Below are 24,207 nucleotides of genomic sequence, written 5' to 3'. Positions count from 1 at the left end.
CCTACCTGAGTCTGCTTCCAGGTTTCAAAGCATGATTGAAAGTAGCCAAAACAACATGGTGCTGATCATCATAAATACCCGTGACCAGGACTTCGGATTTAACCCCGGCAACCAGTTTCGGGCGCAAATTACAAACGCATAGTACCTGCATCCCGATCAAATCGTCTTGTGTGTATTTATCCGTAATTTGAGCACTGGAAATTTTCTCTCCCCTATCCCCCAGATCGATCTTAAGAAGATAGGCCGGTTTTCTGGCCTTTTCATTGCGTTCTACGGATCTGATAATTCCAACCCTGAGATCTATTTTTTCAAAATCATCCCAGCTTATTGTGTCCGGGTAACAGCTCATCATCCCTCCCTGAAACCAAGATCAACTGTGCTGATGAGCGAGGTACACTCCGCACAGGATCGGTCAGACCGAGTCAACGGATCGCCAGATCATGATCCTGGCCGCACCATGCTCCCGTTCGGCCAGCAACGCCCCGGTCGCTTCGACTGGTTGTACCTCATCCCATGCACATTCGGCGATGATCAGGGCATCGGGTGCTATCCAGCCTTTCACCCGCAAAGCCGATAGCGCCTTCGGCACATAATCCTGACGATAGGGTGGATCAAGAAAAACGAGGCTGCATGCCGCAGACGCCAAAGGAGGGGCCAGCATATCGGCCGCCAGAATCCTTGCCCGCTCCCCTGCCCCCAGCGCAGTGACGTTAGCCCGCAAGGCTCGGAGTGCCGCAGGATCACGCTCAATCAGCACGGCCTCCTTCGCGCCGCGCGACAAAGCCTCCAGCCCCAGCGCGCCGGTACCGGCAAATCCATCCAGCACGGTGGCGCCATCAAGCAGGCTACGTCCGCCCCAAGGTGCATGGAGCAGCATATCGAACAAAGCCTGCCGCACCCGGTCCGCCGTCGGGCGGGTCGCCTGTCCGGGGGGGACAATCAACGCCCGGCCTCGCCATTGCCCGGCAACGATCCTCATGACGGCGCCTTAATCGCGGGGAAGCTGCTCACGCAGCACCTTTCCGGTTACTTCCTCCACCTCGCCTTTGCCAAGCTGACCAAGCTGGAACGGGCCGTAAGCGATACGGATCAGCCGCGTCACATGCAGCCCGATATGCCGCATGACCTTACGAATTTCACGGTTCTTCCCCTCCTTCAGGGAAACAGTCAGCCAGGAATTGCTGCCCTTGCTGCTGTCCAGCCCGGCTTCGATCGAGCCATAACGGACACCTTCCACGGTGACGCCACGCGCCAGACTATCCAGCATCGCCTGCGTCACATCACCATGCACCCGCACGCGATAGCGTCTGATCCAACCGGTCTGCGGCAGTTCCAGCCTGCGAGCCAGCATGCCATCATTGGTGAGGAGCAACAGACCCTCGCTGTTGAGATCAAGCCGTCCCACACTCACCACACGCGGCATGCTCGAAGGCAGCTTCTCGAACACGGTCGGGCGGCCCTGCGGATCGCGATGGGTAGTCATCACTCCATCAGTCTTGTGATAGCGCCACAGCCGCGTGCGATCCGGCGCCTCCACCAAAGCGCCATTGACGGTGACCAGATCGCCCGACCCCACAAATGTCGCGGGATGGGTTACCACCTGGTTATTCAGGCGGACCCGACCATCTTCCACCAGCTTTTCCGCGTCACGGCGGCTGGCCACGCCCGCCCGTGCCAGCCATTTCGCAATGCGCTCACCACGCGGCGTCCCTGAATCAGCATCTTCCATCCGCTCCTCCGTCATGATGCGCAGGCCGTGATGAAGGCCGCAAAAATACGGGTGTCACCGGGGTCGATCAGAAATTCGGGATGCCATTGCAGGCCGAGACAGAAGCGATAACGCATATCCTCAATCCCCTCGACCACCCCATCCGGGGCAACGGCGTTGGTACGTGCATGAGGCCCCGGCGCGCGAACCGCCTGATGATGGGCGGAATTTACCTGCATCTGCTCTGCCCCCACAATCCTGTGCAACAGAGTGCCGGGCAGGATTGTGACCTCATGCCCCGGCTGATGCCGCGGGTTGGGTTGCTCATGCTCCAGGGCGTTTTCAATGCTATCGGGAATGTGCTGAATCAGGGTGCCACCCAGCGCCACAGCCAGCAATTGCTGCCCCCCACAAATGCCGAGCACCGGCATATTCCGCGCCAATGCCCCTCGTGTCAGGGCCAGTTCAGAGGCCGTGCGGGATTCCTTGAGAGTAACGGTCTCATGCATTGCACCGTCGCCATACAGCGCCGGATCGACATCAAAAGCACCGCCCGTCACCACCAGACCGTCGATCCGCTCCAGATAGGCTTCAGCCAGTACCGGATCATGGGGCAATGCCACCGGCAAACCGCCAGCCGCAATGACCGCGCCGGCATAATTTGCACGCAAGGCGTACCAGTCATATTTCGAATACCCGCCAGGTTGCTCGGTATCCAGAGTTACGCCAATCAGGGGACGAGTCGTATTGTTCATGGTCTCTAGCTAAAGCGGATTGGCGGCGGATGAAACACGTTATACGCGGCATATACGGCACAATGCGCTGAGCATGCAGGAAAACTGTCCCCCTTTCCTGTTTCGCCCCGGTCCGGGTGAGGCCATGGAACGTGCTCTAAAACAGGCCCGTCTCGCCGCGGCCGCGGCGGAGGTGCCGGTCGGTGCCGTGGTGATCAGCCCGGAAGGATATCTGCTGGCGCAGGCGCATAATCTGACGGAGGCCAATCATGACGCCAGTGCGCATGCCGAAATGCTTGCCATGCGTGAAGCTGCAAAACGACTCGGCTCAACACGCTTGATAGGCTGTGATCTCTACGTGACGCTGGAGCCTTGCCCGATGTGTGCACAGGCGGCCAGCCATTTCCGCATCCGCAGGATCATTTTCGGCGCGTACGATCCAAAAGGGGGCGGCATCGAGCATGGTGCCAGAGTGCTCAATGCTTCCTCCTGCCATCACCAGCCGGAAATCATCGGCGGCGTGCGAGAGACAGAAGCAGTCGCTTTGCTGCGCAGCTTTTTTCAGGCTCGGCGGTAAAACCAGCGTCTTGAAGAAATAATTCCGCCCATCCGCGAGTTCTGCCGGGATGAGCGGAATGAGCAGTCAGCCAATGCTTCAGGCTTTCTGAAGTTTTTTCGGATGGGAGGCTGTTTCATTCTTTTTGACCACTGCGCTGGCTTCCATCCGCGCCAGCTGCTTCTGAAAAGCCGGGATCGTGCGGATCTTATCAATCACATAATCCGCGGAAATCAGCCGGGTACATTCGAATTGACGCGGTGTGTCCTTCTGGCGAGGGCACCACATAAAATCGTGATGATCAAAGCGAATACTGGCATCGTTCCAGCAACTGTTGCAGGTATGCCAGTTGTGAACACGGTAAGGCGTGTGAAACTCATTGGTCGGGTGGGTAAAGCCGCTGATCATGACCACTGGCGTTCCGGCTGCCCAGGCCAGCCAGGACAGGCCGGAACTCAGACCGACGAAGAAATCCGCGTGACGCAGCCAGCGGGCGCGCTCCGTCAGCGGGCGATTGCCGGTTTCGTCTTCCGCACCGTTGGGAATATGATTCCAGACCAGACCCACTCCATGAACGGCTTTCTGGTCGATACAGATCACGCGGTAGCCAGCCCGCTTTAACTCAGCGATGACGCTGCGCCAGCCGGTCGGATTATTCCAGTATTTCGACTGGGTCGAACTCTGGACAGCAATACAGACATAGGGCTCCGGAATCGGGCGGCTTTCATCCGGCAGCGCCAGACGAGGTGCTTCCTCTTCCGGATCCACACCAAGAATATAGCCCGCCGTTCGATGCAGTCCTACAAAGCGGAAATCAGTCGGCTGCCAGGCACAGTCGACATCATCGAAGAACAGACCCAGCGAATATGTGGCGTAGAATGTCTCCGCCAGCTTCTTTTCCTTCATCTCGTCATGCGTGACGAAGGTGATATGCGGGTAGGCTTTTTCCAGAACCGGAATGATGAGTTCCGACAGGGCGCAGGTCAGCTTGCAGCCATGCTTCTCGGCAAAGCGGGCAGCATAGGGAAACCACGCCATGATATCGCCGAGCGTGCCGACCGGAAACTGGACCAGGATATCACGGCCCCGTGCATCGTAATCATGCACAAAAAACGGCTCCTTCCCACTGGCCGGACCGCCATCGGGAGAGTCCCATATCTCGATCCGGAAGCGGACGAAAAACCGCTTTGCCGAATTGATGAATGTCGCAGGCCCAGAGGACAGGAACAGGATGTTCCCGGTATCAATATCCCTCAGACAGACAATGAACGGCTTCTCCTGACGTTCAGGGAGTGACACCCGTGCTCCGAGATTGAAATCATAACGAATACCGCGCGGCCCTTCCTGCGTCGGAATATCAGCCACTGCAGGATAAGGTGATTTGATCTCAGGAGCAGGCTGCTGTGTCGGGGCAGATTCGGTCGAGGAGGCTGGAATATGCGAAACAGGAACAGATGCAGAAGCGTCCTGTGCAGAAGAAGAAGAGATGTCGGTCAAATGTCAGATCTCGCCGCTGGCTTGAGATATTAAAAATAATTAACCTAATATGCCCAAAGTAAATTGTAAGTTTTGATTACTTTAATCTTTTCATACTGCTAAAGATATCGCCAGTATAAATGACATTAAAATCAATTCATCGACCTGCTTCAGCATGGAACCTAAAGGCAGCTCTGTCGCATTGGTTGATAGTCTGTGGACTATACAACACAGCTGAAGATTGGCAATGCCATTCAGCCTTGACCGAGACAGCACAGCGCAAGACCGGACGATCTCCGTTCTATCGCAGGGCCTTATGGATTCATGCCGAGGCCCTGTTTCAAGCAAAAGCAGATCATTATTTCAGCGAACAGCCTCATCCCGCTTTGCCTGCACCTGATAGGTGCAAGCCCGCGTATCAACAACCCCCTCAAAACTGTCTCCGGTAAAATGACCGTCCAGGGTATTTCCCTTGAAGGTAGACATGAACGTGCCATCCGGCGCGACAGGAGTGCGGAATACGACAGGATGCCGGTGCGCGATGAAGCGCAGAATGGCCATGCCATGGGTGACCCTGATGGCCGCCTGATCGAAATCCTGCCCGCATTTGGCCCGGCTGCCTTTCACCGCGGAGATTGTACGGCTGCCAGTGTAGCTACCATCATAGGCATCCAATGACGTGGCGGCAGCAAGCGGCGATGGAGCGGGATGACTGTTGGATGAACCGCAGGCGTTCAGCCCGAGCAAAGCTGGAACCAGCAGGGACACGGTCAAAATCCGGGCACGCCGCAAAACGATATCTCCTGCGCACGAAGCCGGGGTAGATCCGATAGGGCGCGTTATCATGAGTTTCCGACTGATGATCGATCCGGGGATGCTACCCCACAATCAGAAGTCGTAGAGGGGTGAGAAACAGGTGTAAATGCCTTCTGTGATACCAGATGCTCCGCCGCATCCTGTACCATCAACCGCTTGCGGATGGTCGGGCGCAGCGGCACACCCGCATACACATCCTTGACGGCCTCACTGATCGTAACGCCTGCAAGCCCGGGTATCAGATGGCGGCCGGTCGATTCAAACAGCCATGCAGCACGCAGAAGCGCACGGCTATGAAACACGGGAGGCATATACAGCGCGGCATCCCTTCGCTCCACCCGGAACAGGGAAGCAGCCAGCAGACGCTCGATCTGGCCGTGAGAAAATGGCTGCCCTTGCCCGAACGGATTGGTATCCAGATGCGCCCATAACCCGGTCCGGTTCGGTGCAACCACCATCAGCCGTCCGTCATCTTTCAGGATACGCCATACCTCCCGCAGCAGAGCGCGTGCGTGATCCGTCATCTCCAGCGCATGAACCAGCACGATGCGGTCGATACTGAGATCCGGAAACGGTAATGCCGATGGAGTCGCATCACAACTGAGTGTGCGACCGGCAGGGGGCCAGACCTGGCCGGCAGAAGGATGCAAAGACCCGACAACACAGCGATACGCCGTGCTGCGCCAGCATCGCATGTAGGGGGCGGCATGGCCCAGACCCAGCAAGGTCTGGCCCTCGCATTCTTCGCCCGGCCATAACAGACGCAGTCTTGCACGCAGCAGACTGGCCACGACCTCCCCCGCCAGAGTGCCATAGAACGCGGCGGCCTGCTGCATGTCGGGTAGTTTTTCCATCCGACGCATCCGGTTCACAAACCCCATCTGCCACAGGCCCTGCTACAGACATGGCTTTGCCCATGTGTATGGCCTGTGTATTTCCGCAGCCTCCCAGCCATGGTACACTAACACCATGACACTGGCACTCCATCCTGTTCCCATGCGCACCGACAACTATGCGTGGCTGGTCAGCGACACGGAAAGCGATCTCCGCGCGATCATTGATCCCTGCGAGGAACAGCCCGCACTGGAAGCACTTCGCCAGAGTGGCGGACATCTGGCTCTGATCCTGCTGACCCATCACCATGATGATCATATTGCCGCCGCCGCAGCCCTGCGGGAGCGGACCGGGGCCCTGATCGCCGGGGCCGCCGCAGATGCAGACAGGCTGCCCCGGCTGGATCATGCCCTGCATGAGGGCGACAGGCTGCCCTTCGGAACGCTGGCCGAATTCCAGGTGATCAACACGCCCGGCCACACACGGGGGCATATCTCCTATTTTATGCCGCAGGGACCGTTTCTGTTCTGCGGCGATACCCTGTTCAGCCTGGGATGCGGCCGCTTGTTCGAAGGCACGCCAGAGGACATGTTCAAGAGCCTGCGTAAAATCGCTACTCTACCAGCCGATACGCTGATAGCATGTGGCCACGAATATACGTCCGCCAATGCCCGTTTTGCCCTGCATGTCGATCCGGACAACGCAGTCTTGCAGCGACGAACCGCCGATGTCACACGGATGAGGGCGTCAGGGCAGCCATCCCTGCCCGTTACTCTGGCGCAGGAACTGGCGACCAACCCGTTTCTCCGGGCCTCAAACCCCCATGCCCTTGGTGAGTTGAGGCAGATGAAAGACCGGTTCTGATCTTTATTTCATTGAAAGTGCGGCCTCGTGAAACTGTTCTATTCCACACTCAGCCCGTTCGCACGCAAAGTCATCGCCTGTGCGATCGCGCGCGAAATTGATCAGCAAATCACTCTGATCCCAACCAGCCCCCATGCCTCACCGCCTGAACTGCTGGCCGCCAATCCCCTGTCCAAGATACCCACCCTGCTGACCAGTGACGGGTTGGCGATCTATGACAGCCCGGTGATCTGCGAGTATCTGGACAGCATCCCGGATGGCGGCATGAAGCTGTTTCCCCGTCCGGAAAGCCCGGCGCGGTGGGTTGTCCTGCGGCAACAGGCGCTGGCAGATGGTATCATGGATGCTGCAGTCCTGCGGCGTGGCGAGGAAACCCGCCCCGGAGAGGAAGCCCGTGATGCCGTCATTGAACGGCAGCGTCAGGCCGTGCTGCGCGGGCTGGATTTTCTGGAAACCGCGCTCCCCCATACCTTACTGGATATCGGCAGCATCTCGGTCGCCTGCGCACTGGGATATCTCGATCTGCGTTTCAGCCATGAGGACTGGCGTTCAGACCATCCGCGCCTCGCCCAATGGTTCGAGACCATTTCTCAGGAACCAGCCCTTGCCCGCAGCGTGCCAAAGCCCGCGTGACCGGCAACATTCTGCCCGGGATTGATCTGCGCGACACTTCCCTCCCGGCCGGGACAGTGATCTCGCATCTTGGTCTTACCCCTCATCCGGAAGGCGGTTTTTACCGCGAAACCTGGCGTGCCGCAGCGTCAGGACCGGCAGAGAGAGAAGCCGGAACCGCGATCCTGTTCCTGCTGGCTGCCGGGCAACGCAGCCACTGGCACAGGGTGGACGCATCGGAGCTATGGATATGGCAGGCTGGTGCGCCGCTTCATCTGCATCTGTCAGAGGATGGGACATCCACCACACGCTTGCGGATCGGGCCTTATCTCAGTCAAGGCGAAACGCTTCAGGGTGTGGTCAGGCCGCATGCATGGCAGGCGGCGGAAAGTCTCGGAAGCTGGACTCTGGTCAGCTGCATCGTAGCCCCTGCTTTCCGGTTTGAGGGCTTCGAACTTGCCCCACCCGGTTGGCAACCGGGCTGATACCGGAAAAACCCGGATGCACAGACATCCGGGTTCATCAGCAGAACATTGCCGATCGTGTCAGAACGCAGCCTGTGCCCGTCCGACGATTGAATGCAGGGTCTGGCCGATCTGAACCTTGCCCGCGGAGTTCATCCGATCAACATCAATGTAGTTATAATCAAGCATGAAGCGGAAATGCCGGTTCAGATACCAATTGACACCTGCCGCAAACACCGCCTGACGCCCACCATAGGTACCGCCCGTGACGGAAGCCGCAATCCCCGGCGTCACATTGCTGTTGAGATCGGCAATGCTGTAGCGTGCAACCAGTTCGAACGCGCCCCAATGCCCATGCGACGGATCAAAATTATGCACCGGGCTGGGGCCACGGAAGGCCGCTGCACTGGGATCGTACTGCCGCACCTCACCCGTCAGCACATAGCTGATCGAGGCATAACCACCGCCAAAGCCAAGCGACGGTCTCGGCAGAGTACCTGAAGGTTTCTGATCCACTCCGATTGCAATCCATTCACCCTGGATCAGCAGGTTTTTATAGCGGAAACCAAATTCAGGTCCGTATTCATAAGCACTGGTCGCGGACAGACTACCCGTGTCGATCAAGCGGATATTGGCAATACGGACTTCCGGTCGATCACGCAGACGAAGCGTCGTGTTGCCATTCACATCATCAAGGTTGAACGCCTTGCTGGCCGAAAAGCCGACATGCATATCAACATCTTTGGCGGCGATCGGCCGGGTTGCCACACGCACGACACCACCCGTCTGGTTGCCGCTGAGGGTTTCGGTCATCTGGGAGCCATAGCTCGAACCCGTGCCATACAGTGCAGCATACCAACGCTTGCCATTGGCTTTGCCACCCGCCGTCGCACGCGCATCACCGGCAGCAATATTACGGGCTATATCAACAATAGACGGGCGCTCCAGGAACAGGAATTCGTTGGAGCTGGTGGAATCTTCCAGCGTCACCCGCGGCTGGAAGTAACCCAACGTGAACACAAAGGGCTGAATACCGGAATAATTCAGGTTGGCTTCATAAAGCCCTGCTGCACCATCCACCGAGCTGCCGAATTCCGGCGTGATATTGGCGGTTACGTTTCCATACCGGAACATGAAAGGGATACGCCCACGGCGCAGATTGGTACCGAATGAGGTCAGACGTGTCACCGCCGGGCGCGTGCCGGGGGCTGGATCGGGCATGATATACCCGCCCATATCGTAATGCAGCGCCAGACCGACGGCGAAGGCGTAACGACCGTCAATGGCCGACAGAGTGGGACGGCCACGCTCAAACCCGACACGGACCCCAGGGGCGCCTTTTTCAACCTGCGTGAAGGCCGGACCACCAATCGGCGACCCCTGCGGCGGAGGCGGCAATCTGGAGAAAGCATCGGTAATGTGCTCGGCATCGTGATGAACGACGAGCGCCTCCTGATGCGCCTTCTGGGCCTCCGCATGAGCCTGCGTGGCGGCAGCAATAGCCCGCTGATGAGCAACTTCGACCTTCTGGGCATGGATTGCCACCTGCGTACGCATATGGCGCAATTCAGCCTGCAATTGCTGTATCTGACGCGCCTGCTGCATCTGGACAGCGCGGATCTGGCGTTCCAGCTCCTGAATACGGCCGGAAGAATCCTGAGCCTGCGCCATCGCAGGCGCCGACATACAGGCAGTGGCGACGCCTGCCAGCAAGGCACGACGCATCGCAATAGAAAAAACCATTAAAGAAGACCCCTGCTTCCATCATCTCAATCAGATGATCGGGCGGGGTTTAGAAACAGGAGCAGAAATCTTCTATGTCAGTTTCAAGAAGATTTCTTTTTATATAAAACTATTATTTATTGTTTCTTGTTTATTTATGTATATTTCTATTTTGTTGCAAAATATTTCTTTCTGGCTGCATTGCTATCATCAATACATGTGCTGACCGCCATTGATGGACAGGGTGGAGCCAGTGATGAAATCTGCTGTCTCGTCGGTCAGGAAGCATACGCCACGGGCCACATCCTCCGCCCGCCCGAGCCGGCCGACCGGGATACGGGCTATGATCTTCTCCAACACATCGGCAGGAACAGCACGGACCATCTCTGTATCGACATAACCCGGTGCGATGGCATTGACCGTGATGCCATAGCGCGCACCCTCCTGAGCCAGCGCCTTCGTAAAACCATGAATGCCGGATTTTGCGGCCGCATAGTTGACCTGGCCATACTGCCCCGCCTGACCGTTAATGCTGCCGATATTCACGATCCGGCCGAATCCTCCCTCCCTCATGCCGGGAAAAGTCAGTTTGCAGAGGTTGAAACAGGCCCCGAGATTGGTATCCAGCACCGAATCCCACATATCCCTCGTCATACGGGCCATGGTGCCATCCCTTGTGATCCCGGCATTGTTCACCAGAATTTCCACCCGACCCGCCCTTGCGCCGATCTCAGCAATGGCGGCCTCGCAGGCACTGTAATCGGCCACATCAAAGCGGATGGTCTCGATTCCGGTTTCCTCCGCAAAATCGAGTGCCGCCACATCATTATGAAGATAATTCGCAAAAACACGATGACCCTGTGCCTGAAGGGCCTTGCTGATAGACGCACCGATGCCCCGGGTACCGCCTGTTACGAGCGCCACTCTTGCCATACTTCCCCCAACCAGCCTTCTTCCGAGGCTATTATTGATGATGTCCATTCTCGATAGCCAGAAGCCTAACGGGAATCATCTGCTGCCGTCACGCGAAAGCCCAGGCGCGGCAGACATTATCAAGCCTCCACCCTATTCAGCCGCAGGATAAGGGGCCGAAGCCTTCGCCGGCTGCCCTTTCTCCCCCAGCCGCTTGCGATCAAAGCTGATCAAAGGGCGCCCGGTGACATCATGCCTGGCTTTTTCTTCAACGAGCTGAGGCTCCTCCACTATAGAACGAGGATGACGGGAGGAGACAATACGTTCGATGAGGGATTGCAGATCAGGCTGCTCCGCCACCAGATCACGGAATACATCGGCCTTCAGCTCCAGCAACTGGCCGAAACTGCGTGAACGCGCCGTGGCATGCCGACGACCGCCTTTCAGCACCTCATCCTCACCGAAGAAATCACCTGCTCCGAGCGTGATGACATGATTGCCATCAACCAGCTCCACCGTGCCGGAGCTGATGAAGAACACGGATCGGGCAACCGCTCCACGCTTGAACACCGCCTCTCCCGGCACTGGAAAACGCATGCTGAAATTCATCGACAGGTCATGCAGCACAGCAGGCTGCAATTCATTCAGCAGGGGGAATTCGCGGATGCGGTTATCCATCCCCGTCTGGAGATTAAAGCGCAGAGGCTGGGCCAGCCGATCACGCCGCGCTTCGAGATCGCGCTGTAATTCCTCATACAGCTCCTCGCCGATCAGGGATTCCCGGTGCAGTTCGGCATATTCATTGGCTTCAAGACGCAGGGCGATCTGCCGCAACATGCGGGTCTCCAGCGCCTCCGCATAGCCGGGATACTGCACACGCAGCGTATCAAGCGCCTCGGACAGCAATTCCCGCCGGCGACCGACAATCTCGGACACGATCTCGGCCACGCGCTCACCCAGCACCGGCTCCATCCGCCGCTTCATAAAGCGCATCATGGTGAGATACACCAGATAGCTGAGCAGCAGAATTTCATACCGCTCCATCATACGGTACATCAGCGGCTTATTGATGCGCAGATGCTTGTGCATCCACTGGGCGACCCTGAATTTCAGGGTCGGGCGCAGCCGCCGCCGGGCGGCGCGGATATAACCGAGGCGCCCATCGGAACGGACCCCGTCCACCATGCTTTCTGCCGCACGCAGCAGGTTTTCCATCACATGACGGGAAATCGCGCGATCCTTGAACATCTCCAGCAAGGTGGCTTTTTCCTGACTGGCGAAGGTCAACAGACCAATCAACACGCGCTCCCGGTCGGTAATGGCGGTGTCGAAGGTGTTGGCTGCCGTTTCCTCGGCAATGCGGCGATTATAGATCCGCAGCACGTGATCAACAGATTGCGGAGAAAAACCATACTCCTGCCCGCGTTCCTCGATCGCATCCCGCACATCCTGAAGACCGATGGCGACCACCTGATTACGCAGCGCCTGATCGACCGGAGACAGCCGATCCAGCCCGAGCCATGTCACCAGATAACGGAGCGTGGTGCCATTCACCAGCAAGGTGATCAGGGCAAAGCTGGTAGCCAGAATGGCAACCATCCGCTTCACATCAGTAGAAATGAAGGAGTTCTCGGTCACGGACAGCGCCAGCGCCAGTGTGATGGCACCCCGCAGACCACCCCACAGGATCGTGACCTGAAATTTGGCCGGTACACGCTGGGATAGTTTCAACGTGGCCAAAGCCGGCAGCAATCCAAACAACACCAGCGCCCGTGCCGCCATGGCGGCCGCCACCACGATAGCCACCAGCAGCAGATCCGATCGGGTCACCCCGATCATCAGGCGAGGGACCAGCATCGAAGCGAGGATAAACACCATGGAACTGGCCCAGAAACTGATCTGTTTCCAGATATCCTGCAAAAAGGACCAGCTCTGCGGACGGAAGGTCGAGGGACCGATGGAACTGACGGTCAACCCGGCCACGGAGGCCGCCACCACCCCGGACACATGCAGAAATTCGTCGCCGACGATATAGGCCAGATAGGGCAGCGCCAGAGTTAATGTCACCTCTGCGGCGATGATCCCGTTCAGTCGCGGAATTGCGGCCAACATGATGCGGGCAAAGCCGTATCCCACCAGCAGGCCACCCATGAAGGCCAGTACGAAATTGGCGGCAGCCCCCATGACCGACGGCACCTGATGCCTGACCAGAGTGGTCATCAGCATGGTGAACAGGGAAATCGCGGCCGCATCATTCAGCAGCGCCTCCCCTTCCACCAGCCGGGTCAGCCGCGCATCCGCCCCGATCTCCCGGAAAACACCGACCACCGCGCTGGGATCGGTCGTCGCCACGATGGCGCCCACCATCAGGCACACGATCAGCGGCACAGGCGCAAAAGGACAAAGCGCAAATCCGATTGCTGCCGTGGTCAGAAACACGGCCACCACGGCCAGCAGCAGGATCGGTGCCGCATCATGCACCATGCCGCGCACATCAATCGACAGACCGCCATGAAACACCAGCAGCGGCAGAAACACGAACAGGAAGGCCTCACTGTCGACAGGAATTGCCAGCAACGTGCTCGCCACGTGATCAAGCGGAGTATGATGATCGATTTTCATCACCACCGTCGCTCCCACACCGATCGCCACCCCAACCACGGCCAGCAGCACCGCATCTGAAATCACCAGATGCCGCGCCAATGGCTGAATTGCACTGACAACAATAAGAAGTCCGGAAATGGCGAGCAGGATATGTGGCAGGTCGAGCATCGTTCTCCCTTACGGAAAAGGTATTCGGCTGAACTGATCTCTCAATGGTGCGCAACAGGATTTTCCTGAAGCATGAGCACCTTCCGTCACGTTCTTCACAAAAGAAAGTGAAGAAATGTCACTGACGGGGCCAGAGAAATGAATCTTTTGACAGATTCCCGGCCTGCCAGAAAACAGGCCGCCGAACAGGGAGGGGGAGATTCAACGAATGATCGCTTTCTGTCCACCCTGCTTCTGCTTCAGCTATGGAGTCTCTCGATGCACATGGCCACACCCATGCCGCCGCCGATGCAGAGTGTGGCGAGACCTCGCCGAACCTGACGGCGCTGCATTTCATGCAGCAACGTCACCAGCACACGGGCACCGGATGCCCCGATCGGATGCCCGAGCGCGATGGAGCCTCCATTCACATTGACCCGGGCGGTATCCCACCCCATCAGGGCGTTGACGGCACAGGCCTGCGCGGCAAAGGCTTCGTTCCCCTCGATCAGATCCAGATCGGCGACCCGCCATCCGGCCAGCGCAAGCGCCTTGCGGCTGGCAGGAACCGGTCCCAGCCCCATCATGGCCGGATCAACCCCCGCGGAGGCAAAGGAGACAATCCGCGCCAGCGGCAGCAATCCCCGGCGGGACGCCTCCACCGCACTGGCAATCACCAGCGCCGCAGCGCCGTCATTGATGCCGCTGGCATTGCCTGCCGTCACGGTGCCGGTTTCGGAAAAGCCGGGCCGCAAGGCCGCCAGGGCCTCCAGCGTGGTATCAGGGCGGATATGTTCATCTTCGTTGACTTCTACCGTGCCGTGACGACCGGGCAGGAACACGCTGGCGATTTCCTCCCTGAAAACACCGGCCTGCATGGCCCGGGTCGCCCGGCCATGACTTTCCAGAGCAAAGAGATCCTGCCTCTCACGGCTGATCCCGTGGGCCGATGCTACGTTCTCCGCCGTGATGCCCATGTGATAGCCGTTGAACACATCCCACAGACCGTCCCGTATCATCGTATCGACAAGCTGAATGTCACCGAACCGGGTTCCGTTCCGCAGATGGGCGATGTGAGGGGCCAGACTCATGTTTTCCTGACCACCCGCCACCATCAGTCGGGCATGGCCAGTCATGACCTGCTGCGCTGCCAGCATCACCGCCCGCAAGCCGGAGCCACAGACCTGATTGACACCAAAGGCGGTATGTTCAACCGGAATACCGGCAGCGATCGCCGCCTGACGCGCAGGATTCTGCCCCTGCCCCGCCGTCAGCACCTGCCCGAGAATGACTTCCTCCACATCCTCCGGCGCCACGCCACAGCGTTCCAGCGCCGCCTTGATCGCAACCGACCCCAGTTGATGGGCGGGAACAGAGGACAGGCCGCCCCCGAAGCGGCCAATGGCGGTCCGGGCCGCGCTCAGGATAACGGGCTGCTCCATGATCGGCTTTCTTCCCCAGCTTTATTGTTTCGTTTTTATTATTTTATTTTACAGGGGTCGGCACGGGCAAGTCATCAGTCGATCCGGCGCTCTTTCCTGCTTTCCGTCCGCAACTGCCCGCAGGCGGCCAGAATATCCCGGCCACGCGGTGTGCGAATGGGGGAAGCAAAGCCCGCCTCCATCACGATCCGGGAGAATCGTTCCAACGCTTTCGGACGGCTCGGCGTATACTGGCTGCCCGGCCATGGGTTGAAGGGGATCAAATTCACCTTCGCGGGAATGCCCGCGATCAGACGCACCAGCTCGCGTGCTTCGGCCTCACTGTCATTGATGCCATCCAGCATGATGTATTCAAAGGTGATACGGCGCGCATTACTCGCAGCCGGATAACGGCGACAGGCGGCAATCAGCTCCCTGATCGGATATTTACGATTCAGGGGCACCAGTTCGTCCCGCAATTCATCAGTAACGGCGTGCAGGGAAATGGCCAGATTAACCGCCAGTTCGGTCCCGCAGCGATCCATCATCGGCACCACACCGCTGGTAGACAAAGTGATACGGCGGCGTGACAGGGCGATGCCGTCGCCATCCATCACGATGCGCATCGCCTGCTTCACGTTTTCGTAATTATAGAGCGGCTCGCCCATGCCCATCAACACGATGGTGGATAGCAGCCGCGGCGTCTCCCCTTTCGGGCTGGGCCACTCACCGTAGGCATCACGGGCGGCCATGAACTGACCGACAATTTCCGCCGGGCCGAGATTACGCACCAGAGGCTGCGTGCCGGTATGACAGAAGCGGCAGGACAGCGTGCAACCCACCTGCGAGGAAATGCACACCGCCCCACGGTCCTCGACCGGATCGGGGATGTAAACCGTCTCCGCTTCCTGCCCGTCGCGGAAACGGAACAGCCATTTGCGGGTCTCATCCACGCTGGTCAGACACTCGGTGACCGCCGGGCGGCTGATGACGAAACGCTCGGCCAGTGTCTCCTGCTGGGGCTTGGCGATGCTGGACATGACCCGGAAATCGGTCTCACCGCGATGATAGATCCAGTGCCAGAGCTGCTTGGCCCGAAAAGCCGGAAAACCGATCTCCGCCAGTGCTTCCGTCAATTGCTCCCGCGACAGACCGACCAGATCCTTGCGCCCGTCCTCCATGACGGATGGCGGCGGAGCGAACAGGGCAGCCTTCGCCATGATGCGGGCATCTTCCGCATCCGGCATCACAGGAAGGGCGACAGGAGCAGCCTGGGAAGCGGAGGTCATGATGACGGACAGGCTTTCAGAATAGTGGCGTAAGCAGCGGAAAAACCGCGCAGACTGAACGTGTCGGCAACCTCCGTCTGTTGACGGGGACCGGGACCACGCGCCACGGCCTGCCTGCCATTACGGAATGCCGCCACCGCCTCGTTGCCTTGACGCGCAAAGGCGGATCGCTGGGCGGTATAGAAATCGAAGGCTGTCCCATCCACTGTCACATGCCCATCCACCGTCACATGCACTGTGGCATTGGGGGGATAAGCATATCCGGCGCTGATCGCGACGGCATCGCGGTCCTTCGCCCGTTCAGTCACGGTCAGTACGACACGGGAACGCCCCGACAATTTTGGATCGGAAGTATGGGCGTAGGTAAAGGCGTAGCAAACCGTTTCCCCGGCTTCGATATGTGTGGCAGCCGTCCAGTCATCGAAACGCCCCAGCACATGCGCACCATCGGCCCGCGCCTTCGCGCCATGGCGATGCGATGCTGCCGAAACGGCAGGCATCCAGCCGGCAACAGCCAAAATAAGGACGGTCAGACAGGGTAAAACGCGGGACATTGCAGGTAGATACGGAACCCGCTCCGGCGGAGCAAGCGTTGCGTGCTCAATGCACCCTCGCAGGTGAGCAGGCCCGGATCCCGTCAGGAACCCCAAATTATGTCTTATCGGTGTTTTTCATCCACTCAGGCACGGTACGCCGAAAAACCGGACTGCCATGACCGCCGCGTGGTCCGGCAGGCTGTGCTGCTCCACCTGCCATCACCGGACGCTCGGCATAACGCCCATGCTGGAGCAAGCGGTCATACAACACCAAGGCTCCCGCCACCGACAGGTTGAGCGAAAACCGCGTCGGTATCCGCACCACATGCGTACAACGTTCCAGCAGCGCAGGAGAGAGGCTGGACCGCTCAGGCCCCAGCACATAAGCGGCATTGGCCGGATGGCGAAAACTGGGCAGCAGGGACGCATCATCGGTGATTTCCACCCCCACCAGCGCGCAGTTTTTGGGCAGCACCACCGTCTCGACAGAATCGAAGCGGTAAAACGGCACATGAGCAGGCGTATCGGCAGTATCCGCACTTCTGCCAGCCCGCGCATCAAATCCGGCAGCAATGGAAAAGCAAAAATGCGCTCCGAAGGCGTGCGCGGTGCGCAATAACGCGCCGACATTGGCGGATTTTGAAATACCCTCCACTCCGATGCCGAAATACCCCCGCGAAGACAGTGCCGTCATACGCCCGCTTGCTCCCATGCTGTCATCCAGTCAGGCTTTGCGGCGTTGCAGCCTGCGATGCAAGTCCCGATAACAGGATGCGGTATGCTCCAACAGCCCCCTGCAAGGTTGGCTTCAGACAGGCTATGCCACATGCATGAATGACAGCACCGACCGCCATCTGGCCGATCAGTACGAAGCTTTTCCCTATCCGCAACGCGATCCGCGGGACGAGGCCAAACGCCTGATCATCGGCAGCCCGAGCCATCTGAAAGAAATTGATTACTGGGTGTTCGGGGCCAACCGTCCCCGCTCCGCAGGGCTGCGCGCATTGGTGGCCGGGGGCGGCACCGGAGACGGCACGATCATGCTGGCGACACATCTGGCGCGTGACGGGCGACCCGGTGGCGTGACCTATCTCGATCGTTCCCGGGCCGCCCTCCAGACCGCGCAGGCGCGGGCGGAGGTACGCAATCTGACGGTCGATTTCAGGGCTGGCTCGATCCTTGATCTGCCAGCCGTCGCCCCTGGTCCTTTCGATTACATTGATTGCTGCGGGGTGCTGCATCACCTGCCGGACCCCGCTGAAGGATTGCGCGCCCTGACCTCGGTCCTTGCCCCCGGGGGCGGGATGGGGCTGATGGTTTATGCCCCGCATGGCCGAACCGGGGTCTATATGCTTCAGGATGCCCTCCGCAGCCTCGCCTCGCCGGAGGAAGAGCCTCGCCAGCGTCTGGATGTCGCAAAACGGGTCATGCGCCATCTGCCGGAGACGGCATGGCTACGCCGCAATCTGTATTTCGGTGACCATTTCGAGGGCGGTGATGCCGGGCTGTACGATCTGCTGCTCAACCCGCGCGATCGCGCCTACACGGTGCCAGTCCTGCACGCCCTGCTGGATGACGCCGGTCTGGAAGTCCGCGCCTGGATGGAGCCGCTTCGGTACGATCCCTCCGTCTGGCTGCCGGACCCGAAACTTCGGGCGAGAATGGCCGACATGACTCCGCTGGAAAAAGCGGCTCTGGCAGAAAACCTGGCCGGAAACATGAGCACGCATGTGGTCTACTGCGTTCGCAAAGGGGAGGTTCCAGCCCGCGCCGATCCGCTCGACCCGGCAGCCATTCCGATTGCGCGTGAAATGCCCGTCCCCGAGCTGGCCCGGGCCATCAGACCGGATGGTGTGCTGCCTTTGACCTTTGACGGGCTGACCGTGCCGCTGGCCCTGCCGCCACAGGCAGCTTCAATTCTCAAGCTGATCGACGGCGCACACAGCGTTGGGGATGTCCGCGATATGCTGGGCAGCCGCTTCTCCGGCGAGGCCTTTGACCGGGTCTGGAGCACCACCTTTAACGCTCTGGAACGTGCCAACCGCCTCCTTCTGCGGGCACCGGACTGATCAGGCCGGGCATGACCCATCCTTCTCCCCGGCCCGGCCAGCGTCCCTGCATCGTCATCTTCGGTGCCGCTGTGCATCCGGGCGGCATTCCAAGCCCGACGCTCCGGCGCAGGGTAGAGGCGGCTCATGCGCTGGGGCAGACGATACCGGACGTTCTGTTCATGCCAACAGGCGGCGTAGGCCGTCATGGGCCTGCCGAAGCGGAAATCATGCGTCGTCTTCTGCTGACGCTCGGCGTGTCGGATGCCGCGATTCTGATGGAACCGACCGGCACGGATACGCTTTCCTCCGCAAAAGCCGTCGCAGCCTTGTTGCGGGAGGATGGTGCGTGTCATGCTCCGGTTTTCGTGGCGACCTCACGCTACCATATGGGGCGTTGCGTGACGCTGCTCCGGCTGGCCGGGATTGCCGCAAGCGCCGGGATCGCCCCCGATTTCCGCGCCTCCGGCGAATGGAAATGGTGGCTGAGGGACTGGCTCGCCTGGCCATACGACGTCATGCTCATGACTGTATGGCGACTCAATCAGCTGATGACATGCTCCCGTCACAGCACCACCGGTTGAAACCTTGGACGGAATCACGTGAGTTATTGGGGTAAAATCCTCGGCAGTGTGGCCGGTTTCGCAGTAGGCGGTCCGTTCGGTGCCATGATGGGGGCGGCGCTCGGCCACGCAGCCGATAAGGGCATCCTGCCGGGAGCAGGGCAGTTCAAAGAGGGGATAAACGGTTTCAAACTGCCTTTCGGTCAAGTGCTGGGTGGTCTTTCCACACAGGGACCGGCCCGCATTGCGGCCCTGCTCGGACAGAAGGAACAGCTTTACGCACTTTCCATCATCGTGCTGTCGGCCAAGCTGGCCCGGGCAGACGGGCCGGTGAAACGTGTGGAAATCGACACATTCAGGCAATTGTTCCGTATCCCGCCGGAAGCTGTGAAACAGGTCGGTCATCTGTTCGATCAGGCCCGTGACAGTGGCGAATCCTTTGCTTTCTACGCTGACCAACTGGGGGAAAGCTTTGCGGATGATCAGGGCCGTCTGGAAGACACGCTGTCAGCCCTTTTTGCCATTGCCCGGTCTGACGGGCCGATCAATCAGGCTGAGAATACATTTCTGCTGCGTGTCAGGAAGGGTTTTCGCCTGAATGACATTGCGTGGGAGCGTGCCCGCGATCCGGACGCAGCCCGAGCAGCCCGCCCCGCCCCGGATGAGCCGGACCCCTATACGGTACTGGGAACCAGCCGCGGTGCGGATGATACGACGCTGCGGCAGCGTTGGAAGACGCTGATGCGGGATCTTCACCCCGACAGCATGGCTGCACGCGGTGCTACACCGGCAGAGATCGAGGCAGCCTCCGATCAGGCGGCCGTCGTCAATGCGGCATGGGACCGGATCAAGCGGGAGCGAGGATTGTAAACATGCCGGTGGAACCTTTCCCCATGCCACCCATCCGGGAACGGCCAAGCCCCAATTACGATGCAAGACCCTCTGCCACGGCTGGAACACCGGGAGCGGTCGATATGCTGGTCCTGCATTATACCGGCATGACCAGCGCAGCGGCAGCGATCGACCGGCTGTGCGATCCGGAGGCGCGAGTCTCTTCCCACTATGTGGTCGAAGAAGACGGCACTGTCTGGCGACTCGTGTGGGAACAGTACCGGGCCTGGCATGCCGGTATTTCCCACTGGCGGGGGCGATCATGGCTGAATGATTTTTCGGTCGGCATCGAGATCGTCAATCCCGGCCATGAATGGGGGTATCGCGCTTTCCCCGAGGCCCAGATGCGCTCGGTCCTGGCGCTGGCGCATGCCATTGTCAGGCAGCATTCCATTCCCGCCGCCCACATCGTAGCCCATAGCGATATCGCGCCGGATCGCAAACAGGATCCAGGCGAGTTGTTCGACTGGCGCTGGCTGGCGCAGCACGGGATCGGCGTCTGGCCCGATGCAACTCCGGTGAAGGACAGGCCGAAGCAGGAGAACGATCCATGGGATTTTCTGCGCCGCATCGGCTACCGGACCGATCTTCCGCTGGACATGGTATTACGCGCCTTTCAACGACGTTTCCTGCCTGACCGGCCCGATGGAAGCGCGGATGCGGCGACCCTCGCCCGTCTGGCAACCGTCGCCCATGCGTACGAAATGGCAGACCGTGCGACATCGCACGGTTGACAGAACCTGTCCGCTGCGCGACCTACCCCCTGCCAGACGGTCGGACGGCCGCTGACCCTCCCGCTTTCGGGCAGAGGGGTTGGAGGAAAGTCCGGGCTCCACGGGAATACGGTGCCGGCTAACGGCCGGCGGGGGCGACCCCAGGGATAGTGCCACAGAAAACAAACCGCCCTTCCACCATGCTTCGGCATGATCCGAAGGGCATGGGTGAAACGGTGCGGTAAAAGCGCACCGCGCCCCCGGCAACGGGGGTGGCAGGGCAAACCCCACCGGGAGCAAGACCGAATAGGGGCGGCCAGCGAGGCCCGTGTGCTCAGGACCGCAAGGTCATGGGATTTCATGGGCCGGCGCAGGAGCATTCCCGCTCCGCTGCCCGGGTTGGTCGCGTGAGGCGTGCAGCGATGTACGTCCCAGAGGAATGGCCGTCTCATCCGCTTCTTTGGAAACGGGTGGACAGAACCCGGCTTACAGGCCGTCTGGCGCTTCTTTTCCACATCGCTATGGGCGGCGCGTTGAATCGATTGCCGTCTTTTGAGCCGAACAGGCCCTCTCTGTTTCGCACAAAGCCGTGAAGGCCGGGGCAAGGATGGCCCCCTGCGTCCGGAGATATCGCTAAGAAACTGGAAAATAATAAGAATTTAAGCCCATCACCATGGTTTTGGCGCAGAATATCTTTTGACGCCCATATTATCCCATGGTAACCCATGACATCCCAGAAAAGGCGGGGGGCCCGCAGTGATGGGGACGGGGGCATCAGCATCCGTAAGACGGTCGCCACCTCAGACATTCGGTCAGGGGATGGTGCTTTGTGACAACAAACCTTGCACGCCCGGTCCGGTTCGGGTGCGCATCAACGAGGGGCGGTTCCTGGGCGGATGAGCCACTTTCTTGGCACCCACCAGAACAGGTTGGACGCCAAGGGACGAGTTTCCGTCCCTGCCCCCTTCCGTGCGGCCTTAAGGGCATTCGGCGAAGGCAATGGACAGATCATCCTGCGCCCTTCCCACACCCATCCCTGCATCGAGGCCTGGCCACTGCCCGTTTTCCAGACGCTTGCGACCCCGCTCGATCAACTGGATATGTTCAGCGAAACTCATGATGATCTTGCGGCAGCCCTTTATGCCGATGCCTTCCCGGTCGATGCCGACAAGGAAGGCCGCATCATCCTGCTCGACAGCCTGACCGCCCATGCCGGGCTGACCGACAGCGTCGTGTTCATGGGACTGGGCCGCACCTTCCAGATCTGGGAGCCTGCCGCCGCAGAGCGCCGTCGGGCGGAAGCGCGTGAACGTGCCCGCGCACGCGGGCTGACCCTGCCCGGCACACCACGTGGAGGGGCCGCATGAACGCCCTTCCCATACGTACAGCCGCTCCTTCAGGGCATTCCGGCGGCCATTCCTCCACGGGAACCCATGTCCCGGTTCTGTTGAACGAGGTACTGGAAACCCTTTCTCCTGCTCCGGGCGGCGTGTTCCTGGATGGCACGTTCGGAGGTGGCGGCTATACCCGCGCCATTCTCGATACGGCGGAAGACAGCACGGTCTGGGCCGTCGACCGTGACCCGGCCGCCATTACCCGCGGCGAAGCGTTGGCCGCACGGTATCGAGGCAGGCTGCATCTGATCCAGGGCAATTTCAGCCAGATGGCAAGCCTGCTGACCGATCGGGGTGTCAACGCGCTGGACGGAATCGTGCTGGATATTGGCGTTTCTTCCTTCCAGATCGATGATCCGGACCGCGGTTTCAGTTTTCGCACCGATGGCCCGCTGGATATGCGGATGGCAGGGGAAGGCACGTCCGCGGCAGATCTGATCGCACGTCTGCCGGAAGCAGAAATCGCCAATATTCTGTATGAACTGGGTGAGGAACGTAAATCCCGCCAGATCGCGCGCGCCATCGTCAGTGCACGGGCAGAAGAACCGATCACGACCACTGGTCGTCTTGCCTCCATCATCCGTTGCGTCGTGCCGCCTGATCGCTCCGGCATTGATCCGGCGACCCGCAGCTTTCAGGCGCTTCGGATTGCCGTGAATGATGAACTCGGTGAGCTGGAACGGGCGTTGCAGCAGGCAACCAACCTGCTGCAACCGGGCGGACGGCTGGTCATCGTGTCCTTCCATTCGCTGGAGGACCGTATTGTAAAGCGTTTCATGAACGATGCCGCTGGCAATGCCCCTTCCCCTTCCCGTTACGATCCACGTGGCCTGGTTGCCCGCACTGAACCGCGTTTTCGCCTGATCACATCCAAGGCAGTGCGTCCCGGCACAGCCGAGCAGAACGCCAATCCACGCAGCCGAAGCGCCCGGCTGCGCGCAATAGAATGCCTGCGCAGGGAGACGACGCCATGATTCGCCCCATCACCTGCATCTGCATGCTCGCCGCGAGTATCTCCGGCCTGTATCTGTATCAGACCAAACATCGCACCCGCATGCTGGATCGCCAGATCACCGAGATCGAGCGCGATACCCGCCAGGTGCGTGCGCGCATCGACACGCTGAAAGCGGAATGGGCACTGCTGAACACACCGGACCGCCTGAACGAACTGGCCACGCGCTATCTGAACCTGAAGCCGACCGCGCCGACGCAGTTTGCCTCCCTTGCCGATCTGAACGCCCGCTTGCCTGCCGTTGTGCCGCCGGGCAGCCAGCCCGCCACACCGCCTGACCTGCTGCCGCCAGAGAGCGATCTGCAGGTGCCGTCCGGCCCGACCGTAGCACCGACAGCCGTACCGATGGCACGTCTGGACCGGACGCCGCATCCGCAGATGGCCCGCAACACTATGGAACCGGCAGAACCGGGCCATACCCAGCCACATAAGGATGCCAGCGGCATTGCTCCGCGTGGCATGGCTTCGCTGTCCGCGCCTGCCTATGCCGGGGACGATATGGACAGCACGGTGACCAGAGAGGCGAACCAGGATACGGCCAGCAAAGCCGCATCGCATGATGGCATGAAACTGAAGTCGACTTCCACGAACCACACCCGGACGCCGCGTACCGTAACGGCTTCCGTCGGCACAGGCTTTGGCTCATCCCCCGCCCAGCCCTCAGCACGGTCCGCCATCGCCGCCCCCAAACCGGTTCTGTTACAGACCGCTGCTCATGGCACACCGCGTAACAATGGCGGATATCAGGCCAAGGGTGCTTTATCCGGCAATCTGGTCGTGGCCCGTGCCGCGCCGGTTGCATCCGCTGCCCCGCTGATGGCGTCCGCGCTCGGGATGAACCGGGGCTCCAGCCTGCCTCCTCCGGTTCCGGTAGGAGGCGGCTATTGACCC

General features: G+C 59.9%; 25 protein-coding genes and 1 other RNA gene. 12 read left to right on the top strand and 14 right to left on the bottom strand.

The annotated features are described in order from the left end of the window. Position 1: 1 nt before the first annotated feature. The 4 genes from GBCGDNIH1_RS14730 to GBCGDNIH1_RS14715 form a co-directional block, all read right to left on the bottom strand. Positions 2 to 349 (bottom strand): tRNA-binding protein, encoded by a 348-nt coding sequence (locus tag GBCGDNIH1_RS14730; RefSeq protein ID WP_025286014.1) that lies wholly within the window; start codon positions 347 to 349, stop codon positions 2 to 4. A gap of 63 nt (positions 350 to 412) precedes the next feature. Then, positions 413 to 979, bottom strand: a complete 567-nt coding sequence (gene rsmD / locus GBCGDNIH1_RS14725; protein WP_011631168.1) for a 16S rRNA (guanine(966)-N(2))-methyltransferase RsmD — start codon at positions 977 to 979, stop codon at positions 413 to 415. A 9-nt stretch (positions 980 to 988) separates the two neighbouring features. Then, entirely contained in the window at positions 989 to 1,729 is a 741-nt protein-coding gene (locus GBCGDNIH1_RS14720) for a pseudouridine synthase (RefSeq protein WP_408874665.1), read from the bottom strand. An 11-nt stretch (positions 1,730 to 1,740) separates the two neighbouring features. After that, entirely contained in the window at positions 1,741 to 2,463 is a 723-nt protein-coding gene (locus tag GBCGDNIH1_RS14715) for a gamma-glutamyl-gamma-aminobutyrate hydrolase family protein (protein WP_011631166.1), read from the bottom strand. A gap of 73 nt (positions 2,464 to 2,536) precedes the next feature. Between GBCGDNIH1_RS14715 and GBCGDNIH1_RS14710 the strand changes: the two genes are divergently transcribed. Continuing rightward, the gene (locus GBCGDNIH1_RS14710) at positions 2,537 to 3,019 is read left to right on the top strand and encodes a nucleoside deaminase (RefSeq protein ID WP_050748516.1); all 483 of its coding nucleotides are present in this window, start codon (positions 2,537 to 2,539) and stop codon (positions 3,017 to 3,019) included. 78 nt (positions 3,020 to 3,097) lie between these two features. Here GBCGDNIH1_RS14710 and GBCGDNIH1_RS14705 read toward each other — a convergent pair whose 3' ends face one another. From GBCGDNIH1_RS14705 to GBCGDNIH1_RS14695, 3 genes are all read right to left on the bottom strand, one after another. Then, complete coding sequence (locus GBCGDNIH1_RS14705; protein ID WP_011631164.1) at positions 3,098 to 4,495, bottom strand: autotransporter strand-loop-strand O-heptosyltransferase; 1,398 nt, start codon at positions 4,493 to 4,495, stop codon at positions 3,098 to 3,100. A gap of 342 nt (positions 4,496 to 4,837) precedes the next feature. Next, positions 4,838 to 5,242, bottom strand: coding sequence for a hypothetical protein (locus GBCGDNIH1_RS14700; protein WP_157691969.1), 405 nt, complete (start codon positions 5,240 to 5,242; stop codon positions 4,838 to 4,840). A gap of 74 nt (positions 5,243 to 5,316) precedes the next feature. Further along, the gene (locus tag GBCGDNIH1_RS14695) at positions 5,317 to 6,144 is read right to left on the bottom strand and encodes a class I SAM-dependent methyltransferase (RefSeq protein WP_072563869.1); all 828 of its coding nucleotides are present in this window, start codon (positions 6,142 to 6,144) and stop codon (positions 5,317 to 5,319) included. A 115-nt stretch (positions 6,145 to 6,259) separates the two neighbouring features. Here GBCGDNIH1_RS14695 and gloB point away from each other — a divergent pair, with 115 nt between their 5' ends. From gloB to GBCGDNIH1_RS14680, 3 genes are read left to right on the top strand one after another with little or no spacing between them, the layout of a single operon-like run. Then, positions 6,260 to 6,988: a hydroxyacylglutathione hydrolase gene (gene gloB / locus GBCGDNIH1_RS14690; protein ID WP_011631161.1), complete on the top strand. Its 729-nt coding sequence runs from the start codon at positions 6,260 to 6,262 to the stop codon at positions 6,986 to 6,988. A gap of 27 nt (positions 6,989 to 7,015) precedes the next feature. Beyond that, the gene (locus tag GBCGDNIH1_RS14685; protein ID WP_011631160.1) at positions 7,016 to 7,621 is read left to right on the top strand and encodes a glutathione S-transferase family protein; all 606 of its coding nucleotides are present in this window, start codon (positions 7,016 to 7,018) and stop codon (positions 7,619 to 7,621) included. After that, complete coding sequence (locus GBCGDNIH1_RS14680) at positions 7,618 to 8,085, top strand: cupin domain-containing protein (RefSeq protein WP_232449672.1); 468 nt, start codon at positions 7,618 to 7,620, stop codon at positions 8,083 to 8,085. The genes GBCGDNIH1_RS14685 and GBCGDNIH1_RS14680 overlap by 4 nt, the downstream gene beginning before the upstream one ends. A gap of 60 nt (positions 8,086 to 8,145) precedes the next feature. Here GBCGDNIH1_RS14680 and GBCGDNIH1_RS14675 read toward each other — a convergent pair whose 3' ends face one another. The 7 genes from GBCGDNIH1_RS14675 to GBCGDNIH1_RS14645 form a co-directional block, all read right to left on the bottom strand. After that, positions 8,146 to 9,807: an OprO/OprP family phosphate-selective porin gene (locus GBCGDNIH1_RS14675; protein ID WP_011631158.1), complete on the bottom strand. Its 1,662-nt coding sequence runs from the start codon at positions 9,805 to 9,807 to the stop codon at positions 8,146 to 8,148. 189 nt (positions 9,808 to 9,996) lie between these two features. Beyond that, positions 9,997 to 10,719, bottom strand: coding sequence for an acetoacetyl-CoA reductase (gene phbB / locus GBCGDNIH1_RS14670; RefSeq protein WP_025318189.1), 723 nt, complete (start codon positions 10,717 to 10,719; stop codon positions 9,997 to 9,999). Positions 10,720 to 10,851: 132 nt separating this feature from the next. Then, positions 10,852 to 13,470, bottom strand: a complete 2,619-nt coding sequence (locus GBCGDNIH1_RS14665) for a cation:proton antiporter (RefSeq protein ID WP_011631156.1) — start codon at positions 13,468 to 13,470, stop codon at positions 10,852 to 10,854. A 239-nt stretch (positions 13,471 to 13,709) separates the two neighbouring features. Beyond that, a complete protein-coding gene (locus GBCGDNIH1_RS14660; protein ID WP_011631155.1) occupies positions 13,710 to 14,891 on the bottom strand; it encodes an acetyl-CoA C-acetyltransferase in 1,182 nt (393 codons plus the stop codon). 74 nt (positions 14,892 to 14,965) lie between these two features. After that, positions 14,966 to 16,159 (bottom strand): 23S rRNA (adenine(2503)-C(2))-methyltransferase RlmN, encoded by a 1,194-nt coding sequence (gene rlmN, locus GBCGDNIH1_RS14655; RefSeq protein ID WP_011631154.1) that lies wholly within the window; start codon positions 16,157 to 16,159, stop codon positions 14,966 to 14,968. Beyond that, positions 16,156 to 16,713: an invasion associated locus B family protein gene (locus GBCGDNIH1_RS14650; protein WP_025318186.1), complete on the bottom strand. Its 558-nt coding sequence runs from the start codon at positions 16,711 to 16,713 to the stop codon at positions 16,156 to 16,158. Before GBCGDNIH1_RS14650 ends, rlmN begins: the two co-directional genes overlap by 4 nt. 97 nt (positions 16,714 to 16,810) lie before the next feature. Continuing rightward, entirely contained in the window at positions 16,811 to 17,389 is a 579-nt protein-coding gene (locus GBCGDNIH1_RS14645) for an RNA methyltransferase (RefSeq protein ID WP_043453524.1), read from the bottom strand. Positions 17,390 to 17,525: 136 nt separating this feature from the next. On the opposite strand from GBCGDNIH1_RS14645, the gene GBCGDNIH1_RS14640 reads away from it, so the two are divergent. From GBCGDNIH1_RS14640 to GBCGDNIH1_RS14605, 8 genes are all read left to right on the top strand, one after another. Next, on the top strand, positions 17,526 to 18,764 hold the full coding sequence (locus tag GBCGDNIH1_RS14640; RefSeq protein WP_011631151.1) for a class I SAM-dependent methyltransferase: 1,239 nt from the start codon (positions 17,526 to 17,528) through the stop codon (positions 18,762 to 18,764). 11 nt (positions 18,765 to 18,775) lie between these two features. Next, positions 18,776 to 19,327 carry a YdcF family protein gene (locus tag GBCGDNIH1_RS14635; protein WP_011631150.1) on the top strand — a complete coding sequence of 184 codons (552 nt, stop codon included), beginning with the start codon at positions 18,776 to 18,778 and terminating at the stop codon, positions 19,325 to 19,327. Positions 19,328 to 19,345: 18 nt separating this feature from the next. Continuing rightward, positions 19,346 to 20,176 (top strand): TerB family tellurite resistance protein, encoded by an 831-nt coding sequence (locus GBCGDNIH1_RS14630; RefSeq protein WP_011631149.1) that lies wholly within the window; start codon positions 19,346 to 19,348, stop codon positions 20,174 to 20,176. Between the two features lie 2 nt (positions 20,177 to 20,178). Next, positions 20,179 to 20,931, top strand: a complete 753-nt coding sequence (locus GBCGDNIH1_RS14625; RefSeq protein ID WP_011631148.1) for an N-acetylmuramoyl-L-alanine amidase — start codon at positions 20,179 to 20,181, stop codon at positions 20,929 to 20,931. 32 nt (positions 20,932 to 20,963) lie between these two features. Beyond that, positions 20,964 to 21,415, top strand: an RNA gene (gene rnpB / locus GBCGDNIH1_RS14620) — RNase P RNA component class A. Positions 21,416 to 21,806: 391 nt separating this feature from the next. Continuing rightward, positions 21,807 to 22,277 (top strand): division/cell wall cluster transcriptional repressor MraZ, encoded by a 471-nt coding sequence (mraZ, locus tag GBCGDNIH1_RS14615; protein WP_025285991.1) that lies wholly within the window; start codon positions 21,807 to 21,809, stop codon positions 22,275 to 22,277. After that, on the top strand, positions 22,274 to 23,278 hold the full coding sequence (gene rsmH / locus GBCGDNIH1_RS14610) for a 16S rRNA (cytosine(1402)-N(4))-methyltransferase RsmH (RefSeq protein ID WP_011631145.1): 1,005 nt from the start codon (positions 22,274 to 22,276) through the stop codon (positions 23,276 to 23,278). Before mraZ ends, rsmH begins: the two co-directional genes overlap by 4 nt. Further along, complete coding sequence (locus GBCGDNIH1_RS14605; RefSeq protein ID WP_011631144.1) at positions 23,275 to 24,204, top strand: cell division protein FtsL; 930 nt, start codon at positions 23,275 to 23,277, stop codon at positions 24,202 to 24,204. The genes rsmH and GBCGDNIH1_RS14605 overlap by 4 nt, the downstream gene beginning before the upstream one ends. The last annotated feature ends 3 nt before the right edge of the window (positions 24,205 to 24,207 follow it).

Origin of the sequence: Granulibacter bethesdensis CGDNIH1, from assembly GCF_000014285.2 — a bacterium.
Classification (GTDB): Bacteria; Pseudomonadota; Alphaproteobacteria; order Acetobacterales; family Acetobacteraceae; genus Granulibacter; species Granulibacter bethesdensis.
The sequence above is the reverse complement of the archived record's forward strand: the minus strand, read 5'-3'. Positions and strand labels throughout refer to the sequence as shown.